The following is an 18,748-nucleotide window of genomic DNA, read 5'->3' on the forward strand; positions in this document are numbered from 1 at the left end:
GGGTGTCTGCACAAGCCTTGAGAATCCGGCGCTCAGCAGACCTTGGAATATGGATCAATCATCTTAACTTTACATGCCGGGAAAGTGAATCGAAAAGAAAAAAAGTTATGCCGAACTGTAATCTTACTCAGTAAAGTTAATGAACAGTAGGATAGAGGGGAAGTGCAGAATAAAGTCCTCGCACCGAACAAAACTGCAATGCTGTTTGTCTGCATTTCATGAAATCGGCCATCAGCCTTCCACTTCGTTCTGCAGGAAATAACAACGCTCCAATCCCTGATACACATGAATTTGGGCATGGAAAATGACGATATGAGATTGGGGCATTCATGTTGGAATATCAATGTTCCCGCCGTTTAGAAGAGCGGATAATCCATTCTTACCAAACAAATAACAACAATTTGTTTGGCGTATTAAATAGTTATATAAAATTAATGCATAAAATAACTGAATATTGCATAAAATATGAAATTTGTGTTGACGAAATGCGATTTATGTCGTATAATACAATTATAAATCCTATAAATTATCAGATATCCGTTTTTTGTTTTGATTGGGTCATCTTGTTGCAACAATCGTGCAGAATACAGTCAGGTTTTCAGTGGAAACCTGGTTCATTTCATATAGTGCCCTCTATCGTTCTATGGGATCCCCTGTTATTTTGGGGATATGTAGATACACGTCAACATCCACACAGAGACCATCATCAATGGGAGGAACTATTATGAACAAAAAGAAAAAAGCACGCAGAACACTTGCAATGACCCTGATTTTTACGATCATGCTGCAGCTGATCCCACCGGGAATCAGTAGTTTTGCAGCGACGGAATCCACTGGGCAGACGGCCAGGGAGGAAGAAGCTGGGCGGATTATCGCGGAATTGACGGACAAAAGAACGGAGAATGAAAAGCATTTTCTTTTGGAAGACGGCACCATACAGGCGGTCAGTTATGGAGTGCCGGTTCATTATGAAGACGGCGGACGGTGGAAAGAGATCGACAATACTCTGGTCGATGCAGAGACGGAGAACGGGACGGGACAGGTATACGAAAATACAGCCAACAGCTTTCAAGTGCAGTTTGCAAAAGAAGCGGATGAAGAACAGCTGGTGACCATCCAGGACGAAGGGTATCGCATCAGCTGGTCTTTTGTAGAGCCGGTGTTCAGATCAAGAACGGCAGACCCACAGTTGGAACCACTGATCATGCGGGAAATAACGGCTGATGTCACCAATTTTGAAATGCAGTCAATGCCACAAGATGCGCAAGAGCAGACAAACGCGGAATACCTGGATCAGTCGAAGGTGAATGCGCAGATTGTGTATCCGGAAATCAGAGATGGCGTCGACCTGCAGTATCAGGTGCAGCCAAAGGGTGTAAAGGAAAACATCGTTGTAAAAACCAGACAAGAGCAGTATGATTATTATCTGAAGCTGGTTGCAGAAGGGGTCATGCCGCAGAAACAAACGGACGGTTCGATCGCCTTTGTATCAGAAGATGCGCAGGAAACAGTTTTTACGATCCCTGCTCCGTATATGTACGATGCCGGCGGGGCATACAGCACCGCGGTGACACAGGATGTATCGCCATATGGAGATGGTTACCTGTTGCATGTTGCAGCAGATAAAAATTGGATGAACGATGAAAAACGTCAGTTTCCAATTGTAATTGACCCGGAAGTGGAGATGCAGTACAAGTATAATTCGGGTGCGATGCAGGAAACGGTGGACAGCTCACAGCCGGATACGAATTTCCATTATGAGAGGTACAGTTATGTCGGTGAGACAGCCAACGGCATACAAAAAACCTATGTTCGGCTGCCGCTGCCCGAATTGCAGAATGGGGATCAGATTGTAAGTGCGGTGTATACGGCATTTATGGAGGATTCTGATGTGTATTCAGCCTTTTGTTTCCCTATGCAGGTAAAAAAAGTGAGCAGCAGCTGGGATGAATCTGTCACATGGAATACCCGCCCGAATATCCATTCAAGTGAAGAGATTGTGGACGTTGCGATCTATGATTATGTTGCTATGTCAGGAAAAAGTTCAGCATCTGTAGATATTACGCAGCTGGTCAAAAAATGGTATAACGGAGAAGAAAATTACGGATTTGTTTTAGAGCCGGGAGAGCGTACCGACACCTACAACAACCAGACTGTTCCTATGCGTTCCATCTATTATGCAAGCTGGCATGAAACGCTTCCCATGCTTACAGTTCGTTATGTCAACAATAATGGTTTGGAGGATTACTGGTCCTACCGTACGGTGGAGGTTGGCGCGGCAGGAATCGGATACGTCAATGATTTCACCGGAAACCTTGTGTTCACACATGGTGATGCGGCTACAACTGGTGACTTAATGCCGGTTTCAGTGAGCCATGTTTACAACAGCAGTCAGAATGACAGCAATACGTCTTTTAAACCTTATGCGGGTAAGGGTTGGATGCTGAGCCTGCACCAGAGCTTTGTTCCAATTACCAATCAGGGACTGTTGGACAAAGGATATCGATATCTCTATACAGATGAGGACGGAACGGTCCACTATTTTAATGATACCCATGATTATGACGGTCTTGGACTGACTGTTTCGAAAAATCTGTCCGATACGGAGCACTATTATGTCCTGACAGATACCGGAGACGGCAGGATGTTCTTTGACCAGTCGGGTAAACTGACACGTCTGCAGGACGGCAAAGGGCATGCGGCGGATTTGACCTATACGAACGATGTGCTGACCAGTATCACCGATGCGTTGGGACAATCCATTACGCTAACTTCCAATACAGACGGGTATTTGACCAAAGTGACCGATCCTGCTGGACGAGCCATCAGTTATACATACGATCAGGACGGATATCTGACCGGTATCACCTATCCAGATGAAACCTGTTCTGTTTATTCCTACAGTGAGGATCATCTGCTTAATAAAATCACCGATCCAACAGGGTATAGTATTCAGTATGAATATACGGAAACTGCCCCCAAAAAAGTACATTATATCAAAGAATATGCGGCGCAGGCGCTTGGGCAGACGATGGAACTGATTTATGGAAACGACAATACAACGAAATTCCGTACCGCCGGTCCGGATGATATCTTCGGCAACCAGGACGATGAAATCATTACCTGCAACTATGACGACATGGGCAGAGGGTACAGCTGCTATGATCAGGATGGTTATGGTGTGGCCAACACATACCTGGATGATATCGGCAGCCGCAGGAATAAGATTTCCAACCGCGTCAATCTGATCAAACCGGCAGTCAACCTGTTGTACAATCACAGTGCGGAACAGGATGGATATTGGACAGCGGCTGCAGAAAACACCGGAACAGCCGGAATGACAGATGATGATGCTTATATTGGGTATAAAGCATTCCAATTCTCTACCACTGCAAAGACCCAGAAAGCACACTATACAAAGACACTGAACCTGAGGCCGGGCAGCTACACCTTCTCCGGATATGTCAGCACAGCGGGTCTGGATGGAACCAGGGGAGCGGTGCTTAAAGCGGAGATCAGCGGCACGCCCCAGATCCTGAAGGAGTCCGACCCTGTCAGGGATACAAACGGGCAGTGGAAGCGGGTGCAAACCACATTTGAAGTTACGGACGCGTCTCAAAATGTGACCTTGTCATTCGGTATCGAACATACGCAGGGAACCGCACGCTTCGATGCTTTGCAGTTGGAAGAAGGTACGGTGCCAAATGAATACAACCTGCTTGAAAACGCTGGTTTTGAGGATGACGAGATTGGTACAGCAGCGCCTCCTACCGCCTGGAACAAAAACTATGGCGAGTCAGATTACTATTTTGGTGAGGTGGTCAGCGGAGGTCAGAAACAGGGCGAACAGTATTTTAAGCTGAAAGGAACACAGTATGACGTTTCCGGATTTAGCACCTATGAAAAAAGCCTATCCCAAAACGTCCCGGTGAATGCAAGCGCCGGTGATATGTATGTACTCAGCGGATGGATCAAGGTGAATCCGACAAAGCAAAGCCCGATCATTTGGGGGGATTACGCTCTATATGCCCCTTCGTTCTACTTCGACGCGACCGTGAAGGTGGGAAATTCCACGACTGTCCAGCCCATCAGCATTAACAAACACACAACTGACTGGCAGTATTTCAGCCATGTGCTGTCGTTTGAAGATGTCTCAGGACAGATTGACCAGATTGGCATGCAGGTCACCTATACCAACAACATCAACGCGGTTTGTCTGGACGGGCTGCAGCTGAGCCGCAGTTATGTTGAAACCTATCAATATGATGAAAACGGCAATATCGTTTCACAGACAACAGCGGACGGCCAGCAGGGAAGCTATACCTACGATGCCAACAACAACCTGACCGGAAGCAGCGACAGCCTGGGCAACAGCGAAGACTATACCTACGATGAAAACGACAACCTGATACAATCCAATAATGGTGATGGCACCTACAGCCACTACAACTACGATGAACACGGCAGACCGACCTTCAGTGCGCTGGGAGACGCCAATGATCTGGTGGCGGCAACGATGAGGATTCGGGAAGAAACAACCTATTCTTCATCCGGATTGGTGACCAGCCAGACCAACTCGATGGGAAAAACCAATATCTACACGGTCGATGACACGAAGGGCCTGACTACATCCCAAACTGACGCCTTGGGAAACCGGATTTCCTATCGTTATAACGCTGACAACGACAGGCTGGAGACAATCACCGCAGACCGGGATACCGACAGTGTTTCCATCGGTTACAGCTATAACAGCGGCGGAAGGCTGTCCCAAATCCTGCACAACGGCTTTGCCTACAATCTGGGCTATGACGGTTTTGGCAACCAAACCTTTATCAAAGCGGGCAGCCAGAACCTCACGTCGTATGAATATGGCCCTTACAATGGAAAGCTGCAGAAAACCACCTATGGCAACGGGGATTATGTCGAGAATATCTACGACCAGTATGGCAGAAGCATTGGCACGAAATTTAACGGTACAGAAAAATACAGTGTCCAGTACGCCCCGGACGGCTCGGTTGAAAAACATCTGGATCATGCCAACAATGTGACTTATACATATGAATACGATGCGCGGGGCAATCTCGTCAGACAGGTTGGCAGCGATGGCAGCAGGATCGAGTACATCTATGACAATAAAGGCGTGCTGTCTGAGACGCAGTATACCGTGAACGGGCAGACACGGACAACATCGGTCACCTATGACGACAACAACCGCATCACTTCACAGAAGTTTAATGACACAGAGGAATACCGCGTGACCTATGACGGTCTTGGAAGACTCTTGGGAACCCGGAAGTATCATCTTGGACCTGCGGAAACGCTGGTAACCGACATGCAGGTTCAGTACGCAGCGGATCGCGGTGCAGAAGGATACACCACGCAGGCAGCCAGCTATCTGCTGGATGGGGCAACGTTTGAGCAGGTCAATCAGTTTGACGATAACGGCAGAATCACCAGCTCCGGTGAGAATGGCGGAACCTCTTTGAACTATACCTATGATGAACTCGGGCAGCTTGTCAAAGAGGTCAACAGCCAGACCGGCAAGACAACGGTGATCAGCTACGACGATGGCGGCAACATCCTGAGCAAAAAGGTGTATCCCAATGGGCAGGCAGCGGAAAATGAGCCGGAAAAGACCTATGCCTACACCTATGGCGATGTGAACTGGCCGGATAAGCTGACGGCGTTTGACGGCAAAGCGATCACCTACGATGCGATCGGTAATATGACCGGCTATGACGGCAGAACCTACAGCTGGGTGGATGGCCGGAAGCTGGCGTCGATTCGGGGCGGCGGACTGGATCTGTCCTATCAGTACGATGCGGATGGACTGCGCACAAAGAAGACGTCCGGCGCAAGTGAAACGGAATATTTCTATGAAGGCAGCCAGCTGGTGCATGAACAGCGGGGGAACGACAGCATCTGGTATTATTACAACGCGGACGGCACCCCGTTCGGCATTGAATGGAATGGAACGATGTATTACTATTCCTCGAATGCACAGGGGGACGTCTGTAAAATCTACGATGCAGCGGGAAATGTGCAGGCACATTACCAGTATGACAGCTGGGGCAACATCACGGCAGTTCTGGATGGAAACGGCGGCGCAGTCACCAGTCAGAACCACATCGCGCACGTGAACCCGCTTCGTTATCGGGGATACTATTATGACAGCGACACGGGGTATTATTATCTGCAGAGCAGGTACTATGATCCTGAGATGAGCAGGTTTATCAGTGCGGATGCGATAGTAGGTGCCAATGAGGATATGCTGGCATATAATTTGTTTGCTTATTGCTCAAATGATCCAGTCAATTTTGTTGATTATGGAGGAGCATTAGCATTAACCTCTATTTATAAATATGCACAGCGATTTTTCAAATTGGTGATTCCTCCATATCGAGCAATATCATCGGCTCAAAGGAATTCTAATCGGTCATATAACAGTAAATTGAGTTTTTCAGGATATATCTATGATCAAAGTGTTGGAAGTGCATCCAGAGCAAGAATGGGATTTTGGACGGGCAGTTATAATGGATGCGGCTGGATAGCAACATACAATGTGAATTTAATGCTGGGATCACCGGTGCATCCGAGCAATATCATCTATTATTATGAACGCTGGGGCTCAATTCTGCAAGGTGCTTTTGGAGTATTGCCTGATGCTGTTGCAGATTATTTTAGATCGCGTGGCAGAAGGGTATCACAGTTAAACCTTACCAATAGTGGAATTGATAAGTCGATCAAGGGGGCCAGAGGCAGTGTTCTGATGTATGCACATAGTAAAGGTATGCATTATATTGCGATCAGATGGACTGGCAAACAATTTCATGCATATAATTTTACAGGGTCAAGGAGTTATAGATCTTTTTCGTCTATTGAAGGGTTCTTACGGTCAAACTCTTATAGAGCGATTTCCCTTATCTCGATTCGTTAGGAGTGTGAGGATTAATGAAATTAAAATGTAGTATCTTTGCATGTATATTGATCACTTTTATCTTCTTAATGAATTGGTTTACGACCCCAGAACTGGAAGGTGTTTGGGAAAGTGAAAATCCGAACATAACCATTGATTTTTCGCCCTCATCATATTATACTTCCGGGTTTTATGAAACACCGAATGGAGTAACAAAAATTGTTTGGTTCCTCGATCAAGGAATTGGATTGGAAATAAGTGATTACGAAACCATAGGACGCCTTGTAATGGGTACGTATGATCCTTATTTTGTAGGTACATACCATTATAGAGGAAAGGATACACTCGTATACAACGTTACCTATTCAAAATATGGAGATGTAAAGAAAATCATCTTCCACAGAAAAACAGATGACAGTAATAGCATAGTTGAGTAGAGTGAATGTGGAGATTTCTCTGTTTATAATATAAGACAGTGAAATCTCCACAGCAATTCTGAATGGGGCTGGCAGCGCAGTCACCAGCTAGAACCACATCACACACGTGAACCCGCTTCGTTATCGAGGATACTATTACGACAGCGACACGGGGTATTATTATCTGCAGAGCAGATAATATGATCCTGAAATGGGCAGGTTTATCAGTGCGGATGATTCTGGCGTAGTAACGGATCAAGATCATTTGCTAACTGCAAATTTATTTGCATATTGTTATAATAGTCCAATAAACTTAATCGATATGAATGGAGAGAAACCAGTTTACCACATCAATTCTCAAGTTTCTGTTTCTAATTTTGTGGTCGGACCGCGTCGCTTTAATTGTTATGGATACGCCATCAATCGATTAAAGGTTATAAATCCAGGAGATCTTTCCGCTTGGCCTGTCAATCGAGGATCCCCTGTACATAGTGTTGCAGATCGGGTTATTCGTGACATGAAGTGGACTGGAAGAACCGCTTCTAGAGTCAATAGTCCTTATACATATGTTGCTCGGGGGAAAATTTTAATTGCTTTAAGAATCACACCTTATGGTGCTTTATACGATTATCATTTTATGAGGAAAACTTATGGATCTGTATGGAGTTTTAAAGCTGGAAATTCTGGTCCTGTTATGGAATTGCGCAGTGGAAAAACGCCGAATAACGTAGATTGGGACGAGTATGCTAAAAGAAACAATAGATATGTAGTTAATACCCGCAGAAGATATACAGGAAGTATTATTTATATTAATGATTAGTGCGTAAATGGAAATGAGAGGAACAAAATGAAATTAATAAAAATAATGCCGCTGTTTATTCTTATCATTTTGGCTTTATGCAGTTGCCATAGCAAAGAATTTACAAATATTATTAGTCAGTTAAATAACGAAATTGTAATTACAGAACTTCCACTAGATTCTTCGAGTGGACTTGAATATCCTGCACGACCAAATGAGTTGCTTGGAATGAGATCCTATTTTTATACCATAGAAGATATAAATAGCAACAAAAAAATTACTTGTTTACGAAGTTATAAAAACAGATACTACGCTGTATATCATATAAAAAATGATAACAGCAGAAATCTGTTCTATTTCATCCTTTTTGATGCAAAATGCCAAGTTGTCGATACGATGGCTGTGAGTAAACTGCCTGACAAGCAGACCTTCCTGGAAACGGTTAGAAAAAATGCTTCTTGGAAAGATGTGAAAAAATGCGATCCGGATGCAGAGCTTCTTCCCGATAATTATCAAGTCAGCTTTCATCGATTTGAAGACGGGACAATGGCAAGCGTCTACTATCAGGATACGGTGGATTCGGCAGATGGAAAAATTGTTGAAGATGTGATTGTATACGAAGACCCCATGCATTTTTTAGATTATCTGTTACCCAAGGACTTGGCGGTTATTACGGAATAAGCACAAGCAGGTCAATAAGGGAGCGGACTGTCATCTGCTCCCTTATTGACAGCAATAGGGTTTACCGGACAGAACCACATTGCACATGTAAACCCGCTTCGTTATCGGGGATACTGTTACGACAGCGACACGGGGTATTATTATCTGCAGAGCAGGTACTATGATCCTGAAATTGGCAGGTTTATCAGTGCAGATGCGATAGTAGGAGCCAATGAGAATATGCTGGCATATAACCTGTTTGCTTACTGTTCCAATGATTCAGTGAACTTATATGATCCAACAGGTAAAATGGGCATAGAGAGAGGAATAAATCGAGTAATTAAAGAATTTTGGTTAACTCATGTATGGCTGAACAGTCGTATAACTGATAGAATTGCAAGAGCCGGAAAAGCTGGAGATTTGGTAAATATATTATTAGGGGCGGTTCCAAGCATTTCAGTGAAAGTAATTGCTTCAATGCTATTACTTGCAAGATGGAAAGTCAATAGTGTCAATAGAGGAAAGGGAATATATTTTAATTTTAATAATTTTCTAACCCCTGCATCAGGAGCAGGTTACGTCTATTGCATTAGTACGTTCCGATCTCAATGATTAATGGAAAATGGTGTAGTTATGGAAATTATTAAAACCGTGATGGATATTATCATACCGATATATGTAGTGATTTATTTAATTTGTATTATATTTACTGAAAAAATTAGTAAAAAAGTAAATCTCTACTTGCAGATTATATTTGTAATTCTAGTTATATTGATGGGAGTCGTGTATACAATAGGTGGTTATCAGTAAAGTTTAAAAAAAATAATTGATTAGAGCTGATAAGGGGCGGTAATAAGTTTAGTTATCGTCCCTTATCAAAAATAACACAGGGGTATACTTGAAAATCTACAATATTGCAGAAAATATGGAGGTGCGCATTACCAGTATGACAGTTGGAGCAATATTACGACGATTCTGGATGGAACTGGCTGAGCAGTCACCAGCCAGAACCACATTGTGCATGTGACTCCGCTTCGTTGTCATGGAAGTCATTAGTTAAAGCTATAAACAGTTCTTTATGAGGGAAAAAGTGTGAAAGAGAAAAACAGGTTTACTGATTTGAAAAATCCTTCTTATACTGCTTTTTCCAACAGCGAAAAGATGATCGCATTTAACAACACTTCAGGTCATATTGCAGTTTATTCTTTAGAAACGGGAGTATTATTATGCAAAAATAATTGCATAAATGAAGAAGGAACACCGTTGTACTTTGTTTGTAATGATACAAAAATTGTTGCAGCGGGATGGAATGGGACTGTTTATCTTTTGGACGTTTCCAATAATACAGTGGAGATAATTGGAAATCTAAATATGCATGTAGAAAGCCTATTGTCCCTTCATAATGATAACTTGTATGTTGCTGGAACAATTTCTTCGGAATTTGATAAGGGATTTACTGATGCCGTAATCCTCCAACTTTCAGCAACAGATCAATCCTCTATGAGGAAATTATGGAGAGGTTCCAGATATTCTATGTGTTTAAATTCTATGACAGCTGTTAACGATACGATTTATTTTTTGTGTCTGATCAGGTTGCAAATCAAGATGATGTGTTTGCGTTACAAATACAGACTGGAAAAGTTTCTTCCTGCTTGGACCTTTCTGTTTTTCTGGCTGCTGAGGATACATGTGATAAATATGGATATTTTATATGCTTATGTGTAAGTTCTGATGAGAAATATTTATTACTGGGTTTTTCTAAAGCGATCATAGGATTTGATTTGTTAGAGAAAAGACAGATTGGAACCGTTCCAGTACAATACCTCAGCAGTTTACATTTTATATCATCTGATTCCCAAATAATAATTGGGTCATGGAAGAGAATAGAAATATTTGACTTCGCTATGCTGTTTCCAAATGGCTAAATGTTTTAAGTTGTTTCTCCCCAGCTTTAAAGCTGGGGAGAAACAACTTAATCAGATAATCTCAATTCGTTTGAGATGGGATTGTAGCGATAAATCTTTGATAAACTTGGATGTTTGTCAAAGAGGTCAACAGACAGACCGGCAAGACAACGGTGGCCAGCTACGACGATGGCGGCAACATCCTGAGCAAAAAGGTGTATCCAAATGGGCAGATGGCGGAAAATGAGCCGGAAAAGACCTATGCCTACACCTATGGCGATGTGAACTGGCCGGATAAGCTGACGGCGTTTGACGGCAAAGCGATCACCTACGATGCGATCGGCAACATGACCGGCTATGACGGCAGAACCTACAGCTGGGTGGATGGCCGAAAGCTGGCGTCGGTCCAGGGCGGCGGACTGGATCTGTCCTATCAGTACAATGCGGATGGACTGCGCACAAAGAAGACATGCGGCACAAGTGAAACGGAATATTTCTATGAAGACAGCCAGCTGGTGTATGAACAGCGCGGGAACGACAGCAGCGGGAGAGAACAGCCCAAAACAGAGCAGGTAACAAACAGGAGAGACAGACATGTAAAAAGAAAAAACAATGGATAACATTACCGTATCTGTTTTTTTGAAATTTATCTATGAGTTTACACAGCAAAAAAGATATCAATCTAAACATGGGAATAAAACAAGACACACCTCACGACGTGAGGTGTGTCTTGTTTGTGCAGATTCAGCCTGCTGGTGCCGGTGGCCGGACTCGAACCGGCACGGTGTCGCCACCGGTGGATTTTGAGTCCACTACGTCTGCCAATTCCATCACACCGGCACATCTATTGCACTCATTCCGGCCCGCTTCCATTCCCGAAAGTTTGGAGAGAACTGGAGGAGAGAACAAACGAATGTACCAAAGCTATTCAGTTGTAAAAAGCGGCTCTGCCACTGGGTTTGCGCCGGTTCCGGGGCTTACAAGAAAACAAAATCACGGAAGATTTTGAATCCACTACGTCTGCCAATTCCATCACACCGGCATTTTCATTACCAAATTATTATACCTGCTTTTGATACCATTGTCAAGATTTTTTTATCAGCTGTTCAGAATGGCATCACTTTTTTACACCAGACACAACGCGGTCATTCCGGCTGAAATCCTGTATGATCCGGATCTGCTGAAACCCTGCGTCCTTAAGAATCCCTGTGACCGCATCGGCTTGGGTATATCCAATTTCAAAGATGAGATGTCCATTGTCTTTCAGCAGATCCCGATACAGCCGGGTGATCTCCCTGTAAAAAAGAAGACCGTTTTCCGGTGCAAACAGCGCCATATCAGGTTCATGCTGTACTTCGGGCTGCAGATGCGGTTTTTCGGCAGGATCGATGTAGGGCGGATTGGAAACGATCAAATCCAGGTTGGGAAGAAGAGACGGAGCGTCTGCAGACAACACATCGGCCAGCAGCGGTGTCACGCAGTCAGCCCGATGCAGATCGATATTTTTTTTCAGATAGGCAAAGGCGGCGTCGGAGTATTCGAGCGCATAGATCGAAGCGTCCGGCAGCTCTTTCGCAAGCGTGACGGCGATGCAGCCGCTGCCGCTGCACAAATCTGCAATCACCGGCCTGCTTTTGCAGCGAAGGCTGGCAAGGCAGGCTTCGATGACGGTCTCGGTGTCAGGACGCGGTATCAGCACGCCTTCCCCCACGAGAAAAGTTCGGCCGAAGAATTCCCATTCTCCCAAGATATATTGGAGGGGACGGCCCGACATCCGTTCCCGCAGGATTCCCTGCAGCCGGTCATAGTCTTCCGGCGGGAAGCATGTGTCCGGCCTGGTCAGCAGATCGGTTTTGGAGATGCCGAACAGCGCGTCCAATAAAACAAAGCTCTCAAACGCAGGGACGGATATCCCCGCGTTTGAAAGCTTGTCCGTTATTTCTTTGTGAATTTGTTTGATTGTCATAGGTTTTTCTCTTTCCAGCAGATTTACCAACGGTCATCCTGTCCCTCTTTGGGCAGGACCGCCACAAGCGATGCAATGCCCACTTCGATCTGGGAATCGTCCGGTTCCCGGGTGGTCAGCCGCTGCAGCCACAGGCCGGGCGCGGAAATGACGCGCGAGAACAGGTTGTCATGCCTGCCCGCAAATTTGATGATCTCATAGGAAACCGACGCGATCACCGGCAGGAACAGAAGCGAGAGGCCCAGACGCAGGAACATATTGTGCCAGGGGAACAGCGCGTGAACCAGAATGCTGATGATCAGCACGATCAGCAGGAAGCTGGTGCCGCAGCGCGGATGGAAGCGGGTAAACCCGCGGACGTTCTCTACAGTCAGCTCTTCTCCGGCTTCATAGCACGCAATGGACTTGTGTTCCGCGCCGTGATATTGAAAGACCCGTTTGATATCCTTCATCATTGAGACGAGTCCGAGGTACAGAATAAAGATGATAATCTTCATGACGCCTTCAACCAGCGTCTTGAATCCGCCAAGGTCCACGAAACTGCTGATGAATTTGACGGTGTACATCGGCAGGAACAGGAACAGCGCAACGGCGATCACTACGCCGATGACTGCGGAGAGACCGGTTAGGACCTTCATCCATTTGTCGCCGAACTTTTTATCGAGCCATTCCTCAAATTTGGATGGTTCCAGCTCCTCGTCGTCGGTTGCCTTCTCTGCCGAGAGGGTCAGGCATTTGTAGCCAAGACGGAACGTGTCCACGAGGTTGAAGACGCCGCGGATAAAGGGGGTTTTGCAGTACCATTTGTTGGTTTTTTCACTTTTTGAGTTCCAGGTTTCGGTGTCGATCGTTTGGTTGGGAAGACGCACGGACAACGCGGTTTTATCAATGCCGCGCATCATCACGCCTTCAATGACGGCCTGTCCGCCGATACTGGTTCTATGTAGTTTGTCTGCCATAAATACTTTTTGCACTCCCAATTCTCCGTGCGGCGATATAAAAACGGGTTCTCATTATTGCCGCACGGAAAATAACAAGACCGAATCACGACAGCCGGCAGTTCTCTCTCTTTACTGCTCGGCTGCCGGTTTAAAACCGTTGTAATGCACCCGCGCCGGATCGTACCGTTCGGGCGTCTGTTTTGTCTCATCCGGATAGCCGAGCGCGATCAGGCTGTAGGGTTTGATCTGTTCGGGCATCTGGAATTTTTCCACAAAGCCCTCCATGCGTTCGACACGCGGATATACCGCGCACCAGCAGCTGCCAAGGCCGTTCTGGGTCGCGCAGAGCAGGATGTTCTGCGTTGCGGCCGCACAGTCGTCCGGCCAGAAGTCCTCGGAAATTTCGCTGTCTCCGCAGACGACTATGGCCAGCGGAGCGCCCGCGAGCATCGACATGGTCGGAAACTCCTCTGCAAGCTCGGTTAGAATTTGTCTATCATCAATGACGAGGAAATGCCAGGGTTTGAGATTTCTTGCGGTTGGAGCAAAAAAGGCCGCCTTCAGTAACGTTTCCACCATTTGACCTTCGACTTCCTGCGAAGTGTATTTGCGGATGCTTCTTCGGGTTGCAAACAAATCCATAATAAACTCCAACTCCTTTTCAAACATTGGGATATACCTACATGAAATATACTACATCAAACAGCCCGGCAATGTCAAGTTTCCAGCCAATATTTTATAAAAAAGAAAAAAATGATTGCATTCGGCAGGTGTGCGGGATATAATAGATAAGGTATAGGGACAGGCTTTCCTTTGCGGAAATGCCTGCCAAGATCAGCAAAGGAGGATTTATGATGGCGTCAGCGATTACAAAGGATTCTTTGATTGGAGATATTCTGGATCAGGACCGCGGCACCGCAGAGTTTTTTCTGGATATGGGAATGCACTGCCTGGGCTGCCCGGCATCCAGGGGAGAAAGCGTCGAACAGGCCTGTGCGGTTCACGGTGTGGACTGTGACAAGCTGGTTGAGAAGATCAACGCGTATCTCGCTTCCAAATAGGGAAGCGGTTATCTGAAAACGATGGGTACGGGTATAGGCGGGCGCTATATCCGTGCCTTTTTATTTTACAAAGACGATGCCTTTTGATCTGAAAAATTTTTAAAACAGATCGTCGGTACAGGCGGAGGATTCTAGTGCTTCTGGCTTATACCGCACCTGAAACCATGATGGACAAATCAACATACGACTTTATGAAAAATGAGGAAGGTGAGTTTATTGCAGAAACCAGCACTCAGTGCGAGGCTTCAGCTGGCGGCATCGTTTGTGCGGCAGGGAAGCGTGGTAGCCGACATCGGCACCGATCACGGCTATCTGGCCGCCTATCTGGTCGCGGATGGAAGATGCCCGTCCGGATATGCCAGCGACATCCATGAACAGCCGCTCGAGAAGGCGCGCGAAACCATCCGCGCCTGCGGGCTTGAGGACCGCATCCAGACGGTGCTGTCCGACGGGCTTTTGAGCCTGCCGAAGGGCTGCGCGCAGGATATTGTGATCGCCGGCATGGGCGGGGATATGATCGCGAAGATCATTGAGGAAGCGCCCTGGCTGCGCGACGAACACATCCGGCTGGTCCTGCAGCCGATGACCAAGATGGACGAGCTGCGCCGTTACCTGTATCAAAATGGATTCGGGCTGCTGCGGGAAGAGGCCGTGGAGGACGGGGAGTTCGTCTACACGGTCATGCAGGCGGTCCATACCGGGCAGGGCAAGGATGTCAGCATGCTGTTCGCGCTGTCCGGCCTGCTGCCGGCCTACGATACGCCCGCGGCGAAACGGTATCTGCTGCGGCAGGCGGATATCCAGCAGAGGAAGGCGGACGGGCTGCGCCTGTCCAGAAGAGCAGACCCGAACCAGGCGGCCTACCATGAAACATTGGCCCGCCGTCTCAGGAACCTTGCGAAAGGGGAGGAACAGATGAACCAGCACACCGTGGGGGATATTTACCGAACCATTGACACAAAGATCGCGCCGTTTTCACTGGCGGAAAGCTGGGATAATCCCGGACTGCTGATCGGCGGCGAAGAACTGCCGGTCAAAAAGGTTCTGCTTGCCATGGACGCGACCGACGCGGTTGCCGAGGAAGCGGTTTCCAAACGGGCCGAGCTGATTGTGACCCATCATCCGGTCATCTTCTCGCCGATCAAGCGGGTGGAGGCGGACAGTGTGGTCTACAAGCTGATTCGAAACGGCATTTCAGTCATCAGTGCGCATACCAATCTGGATATCGCCGCCGGCGGCGTGAACGATGCGCTTGCCGAAACCCTCGGACTCGAGCAGATTGAGGGCTTTGCGCAGTCGGGTGCCGACACGTACTATAAGCTCGTGGCCTTTGTGCCCAGCGATCATGCGGCGGCCGTTTACCGTGCCCTGCGTGGCGCCGGAGCGGGCACGCTCGGCGGCTACGAGGGTTGTGCGTTCAGCGCGGAGGGAACCGGATGCTTTGAGCCGCGGGACGGCTCCAACCCGTTTATCGGCACGGCGGGCAAAACACAGCGGGTTCCGGAAACCCGTTTGGAGATGATTGTGCCGCCCGAAAAGCGCGCGGCGGTGATCGCGGCGCTGCACGCGTCGCATCCGTATGAGGTGCCGGCCTACGACCTGTTTGAGAACCATGCCGTGCGGGGCTTCCGTTATATGGGCAGGATCGGCAATCTGCCAGAAGAGATGCAGCCGGATGATTTCGCGGCCTATGTGGGCTTAAAGCTCGGCGGCGTCGGTGTGCGGTGTTCTCCGTTCGGCCTGCCTGTCAGGCGGGTAGCGGTCCTGGGCGGCTCTGGCGCCGATTTCCTCTCACAGGCGAAGCGCGCGGGAGCCGACGCGCTGGTCACAGCCGACCCGAAGCATCACCTGTTTTTAGAGGCGGCGCATATCGGCGTGATGCTGGTGGACGCGGGGCATTTCTGTACCGAAAATGTGGTGATGGGACGTCTCTGCAGGTCGCTCAGAGAGGCGTTCCCCCAGATAGAATTTGAAATTGCCGAACAGAATACCAATCCGGTTCGGTATCGATAGGAGGGAAAACTGTGGCATTAGACGGCGCATATTTGAGCTTTTTACGGGATGAGATCGAGCGCGGCGCACTCGGCGCACGGGTCGAGCGGGTGCACCAGCCCTCGCGCGAGGAGATTGTCATCGCGCTGCGCATGCGGGGCGGTAACGCCAAGCTGTTCTTAAGCGCGCGCGGAAACAGCCCGCGCATCAATTTCACGAATGTCCAGCTGGAGAATCCCAAATCCCCGCCGATGTTCTGTATGTTCCTGCGCAAGCACCTGAACAGCGCGAAGCTGGTAGGTGTGCGGCAGCAGGGGCTGGACCGCATCCTGTTTCTGGATTTCGAGACGATCAACGAGCTGGGCGATACGGTCATGATCACGATTGTGCTGGAGATCATGGGACGCCACAGCAACATCATCATCGTGGATCAGAATGGAAAAATCCTCGAATGCATCAAGCGAGTGACCGAGGAGGTGTCCAGCGTGCGGCTGGTGCTGCCGGGCATGGCCTACTGCCTGCCGCCGTCCCAGGACAGGCTGGTGCTGACCGAGACGACCTCCGGCGAGGTGGCTTCGCGTGTGCGCAAGGGCCGGGATGTGCCGCTGAGCAAGGCGCTGATGGAGTCTCTGCAGGGCGTTTCACCGATTCTGTGCCGCGAGATCGCGCACTATGCGACCCGCGGCCTGGATCTGACGGCCGGGGCGCTGGACGATGAGATGTACAGCCGCCTGACATTCTTTCTGGATCAGGTCATCGATATGCTGAAAAGTAAGCAGGGCAGGCCGACGATGGTCATCGGCCCCGACGGCAAGCCGAAGGATTTCTGCTTTTTAAATATCACGCAGTATGGGCACAGCTGCCTCACCCGCGCATACGACAGCTACAGCGGGCTGCTGGACAGCTTCTACAGTGAGCGCGACCGCATCGAGCGGATGCGCCAGCGGTCCCATGACCTGCTCAGGCTGCTGGCCAACCAGTCCGACCGCGCGGCCAGAAAGCTTGCGCTCCAGAAGGAGGAGCTTTCCGACTGCAAAAACCGCGACCAGTTCAAGCTCTGCGGGGACCTGATCAACGCGAACATCTACCGGCTCGAGCGGGGGATGAGCGAGGTGAAGCTGCCGAACTTCTTCGAGGAGGACTGCCCGGAGCTTGCCGTCAAGCTTGATCCGCGGCGTACGCCTTCGCAGAACGCGCAGCACTATTACCGTGAATACCGCAAGGCGGCGACCGCGGAGAAGATGCTCAGTGACCTGATTGTACAGGGCGAGGAGGAGCTGCGCTATCTCGATTCGGTCTTCGACCTGCTGACCAGGGCGTCGAGCGAGGCGGAGCTGTCCCAGATCCGCGAGGAGCTGATGAGCACCGGCTACATCAAACGCGGCGGGGGAAAGCGCAGCAAGCCCGCAAAGCTGTCCTACAAGCGGTACGAATCGGACGACGGGTTCATCATCCTGGTCGGGCGCAACAACCTGCAGAACGATCAGCTTACCCTGAAGGATGCGCATAACTATGACATCTGGTTCCACACGCAGAACATCCCGGGTTCCCATACGGTCATCGTCACCGAGGGACGGGAGGTTCCGGACCGCACGCTTGAGCAGGCGGCGGTCATCGCTGCCTTCAACAGCAAAGCGGGCGCGTCGGCCAAGGTCAGCGTGGATTATACCATCATCAAGAATGTCAAGAAGCCGCCGGCCGCAAAGCCCGGCCGGGTGATCTATGACAAGTATAAAACCGCCGTTGTCACGCCGGATGAAGCGCTGGCTAAACGCCTGCAGGTGCAGTCGTAATACCGGTTTGCTGAAGATCGCTGCATGACGATTGCTGCGCAAAAGCCCCGTTCAAAAAAACGCTCGCAGACCACCTGCGGTGGGGCAATCGCCTACGGCGTTCTACGGCCGGGGAGTCATTTACGCAGCGGCTCCGGGAATTGGGATACCATTGAAGACTGTCGCAGAGAACGTTAACGTCCGCTACTAACCATTCGGCCGCCTAGCCTTCCAAACGCCGCCCGCAGGCGGCCGAAGCAGATAAAGAGATATCGTAGGGGGATTTTCAAGGGGGGCCATCTGGCCTGCGGCGGCACAGTG

Annotated in this window: 13 protein-coding genes and 1 tRNA gene; 10 read left to right on the forward strand and 4 right to left on the reverse strand. The window is 48.6% G+C overall.

The window, feature by feature from the left end:
* Window positions 1-601 precede the first annotated feature (601 nt).
* The 7 genes from BN348_RS03515 (at window position 602) to BN348_RS03535 (ending at window position 11,315) form a co-directional block, all read left to right on the forward strand.
* Complete coding sequence (locus BN348_RS03515; RefSeq protein ID WP_156136400.1) at window positions 602-6,937, forward strand: RHS repeat-associated core domain-containing protein; 6,336 nt, start codon at window positions 602-604, stop codon at window positions 6,935-6,937.
* A 14-nt stretch (window positions 6,938-6,951) separates the two neighbouring features.
* A complete protein-coding gene (locus BN348_RS03520) occupies window positions 6,952-7,353 on the forward strand; it encodes a hypothetical protein (RefSeq protein ID WP_040196251.1) in 402 nt (133 codons plus the stop codon).
* 190 nt (window positions 7,354-7,543) lie between these two features.
* Window positions 7,544-8,152, forward strand: coding sequence for an RHS repeat-associated core domain-containing protein (locus tag BN348_RS13825; RefSeq protein WP_156136401.1), 609 nt, complete (start codon window positions 7,544-7,546; stop codon window positions 8,150-8,152).
* Window positions 8,153-8,179: 27 nt separating this feature from the next.
* Window positions 8,180-8,812, forward strand: coding sequence for a hypothetical protein (locus BN348_RS03525; RefSeq protein WP_040196253.1), 633 nt, complete (start codon window positions 8,180-8,182; stop codon window positions 8,810-8,812).
* A gap of 45 nt (window positions 8,813-8,857) precedes the next feature.
* Window positions 8,858-9,403: an RHS repeat-associated core domain-containing protein gene (locus BN348_RS13500; protein ID WP_242844296.1), complete on the forward strand. Its 546-nt coding sequence runs from the start codon at window positions 8,858-8,860 to the stop codon at window positions 9,401-9,403.
* Window positions 9,404-9,883: 480 nt separating this feature from the next.
* Window positions 9,884-10,516: a WD40 repeat domain-containing protein gene (locus tag BN348_RS03530; protein ID WP_156136402.1), complete on the forward strand. Its 633-nt coding sequence runs from the start codon at window positions 9,884-9,886 to the stop codon at window positions 10,514-10,516.
* A 310-nt stretch (window positions 10,517-10,826) separates the two neighbouring features.
* Window positions 10,827-11,315 (forward strand): hypothetical protein, encoded by a 489-nt coding sequence (locus BN348_RS03535; protein ID WP_040196256.1) that lies wholly within the window; start codon window positions 10,827-10,829, stop codon window positions 11,313-11,315.
* A 133-nt stretch (window positions 11,316-11,448) separates the two neighbouring features.
* Here the strand turns inward: BN348_RS03535 and BN348_RS03540 are convergent.
* From BN348_RS03540 to BN348_RS03555, 4 genes are all read right to left on the reverse strand, one after another.
* A tRNA-Leu gene (locus BN348_RS03540) sits at window positions 11,449-11,535 on the reverse strand.
* A 277-nt stretch (window positions 11,536-11,812) separates the two neighbouring features.
* Window positions 11,813-12,661 (reverse strand): peptide chain release factor N(5)-glutamine methyltransferase, encoded by an 849-nt coding sequence (prmC, locus tag BN348_RS03545; protein WP_040196286.1) that lies wholly within the window; start codon window positions 12,659-12,661, stop codon window positions 11,813-11,815.
* 23 nt (window positions 12,662-12,684) lie between these two features.
* Window positions 12,685-13,620, reverse strand: coding sequence for a DUF1385 domain-containing protein (locus BN348_RS03550; protein WP_040196258.1), 936 nt, complete (start codon window positions 13,618-13,620; stop codon window positions 12,685-12,687).
* Between the two features lie 111 nt (window positions 13,621-13,731).
* A complete protein-coding gene (locus BN348_RS03555) occupies window positions 13,732-14,244 on the reverse strand; it encodes a nitroreductase family protein (RefSeq protein ID WP_040196260.1) in 513 nt (170 codons plus the stop codon).
* Window positions 14,245-14,456: 212 nt separating this feature from the next.
* Between BN348_RS03555 and BN348_RS03560 the strand changes: the two genes are divergently transcribed.
* The 3 genes from BN348_RS03560 to BN348_RS03570 all read left to right on the forward strand — a co-directional run bounded on the left by BN348_RS03560 (window position 14,457) and on the right by BN348_RS03570 (window position 18,448).
* A complete protein-coding gene (locus BN348_RS03560; protein ID WP_040196262.1) occupies window positions 14,457-14,663 on the forward strand; it encodes a DUF1858 domain-containing protein in 207 nt (68 codons plus the stop codon).
* 216 nt (window positions 14,664-14,879) lie between these two features.
* Complete coding sequence (locus BN348_RS12945; RefSeq protein WP_052446679.1) at window positions 14,880-16,676, forward strand: Nif3-like dinuclear metal center hexameric protein; 1,797 nt, start codon at window positions 14,880-14,882, stop codon at window positions 16,674-16,676.
* 11 nt (window positions 16,677-16,687) lie between these two features.
* Window positions 16,688-18,448, forward strand: a complete 1,761-nt coding sequence (locus tag BN348_RS03570) for an Rqc2 family fibronectin-binding protein (RefSeq protein ID WP_040196264.1) — start codon at window positions 16,688-16,690, stop codon at window positions 18,446-18,448.
* The last annotated feature ends 300 nt before the right edge of the window (window positions 18,449-18,748 follow it).

It is taken from the genome of Candidatus Soleaferrea massiliensis AP7 (assembly GCF_000820765.1).
In the GTDB taxonomy this organism is placed as follows: domain Bacteria; phylum Bacillota; class Clostridia; order Oscillospirales; family Ruminococcaceae; genus Soleaferrea; species Soleaferrea massiliensis.

Excerpts from the sequence above, each read along its gene's own strand:
- BN348_RS03520 (WP_040196251.1), top strand. The coding sequence starts at position 6,952 with ATGAAATTAAAATGTAGTATCTTTGCATGTATATTGATCACTTTTATC.
- BN348_RS13825 (WP_156136401.1), top strand. The coding sequence starts at position 7,544 with ATGGGCAGGTTTATCAGTGCGGATGATTCTGGCGTAGTAACGGATCAA.
- BN348_RS03525 (WP_040196253.1), top strand. The coding sequence starts at position 8,180 with ATGAAATTAATAAAAATAATGCCGCTGTTTATTCTTATCATTTTGGCT.
- BN348_RS03535 (WP_040196256.1), top strand. The coding sequence starts at position 10,827 with ATGTTTGTCAAAGAGGTCAACAGACAGACCGGCAAGACAACGGTGGCC.
- prmC (WP_040196286.1), bottom strand. The coding sequence starts at position 12,661 with ATGACAATCAAACAAATTCACAAAGAAATAACGGACAAGCTTTCAAAC.
- BN348_RS03550 (WP_040196258.1), bottom strand. The coding sequence starts at position 13,620 with ATGGCAGACAAACTACATAGAACCAGTATCGGCGGACAGGCCGTCATT.
- BN348_RS03555 (WP_040196260.1), bottom strand. The coding sequence starts at position 14,244 with ATGGATTTGTTTGCAACCCGAAGAAGCATCCGCAAATACACTTCGCAG.
- BN348_RS03560 (WP_040196262.1), top strand. The coding sequence starts at position 14,457 with ATGGCGTCAGCGATTACAAAGGATTCTTTGATTGGAGATATTCTGGAT.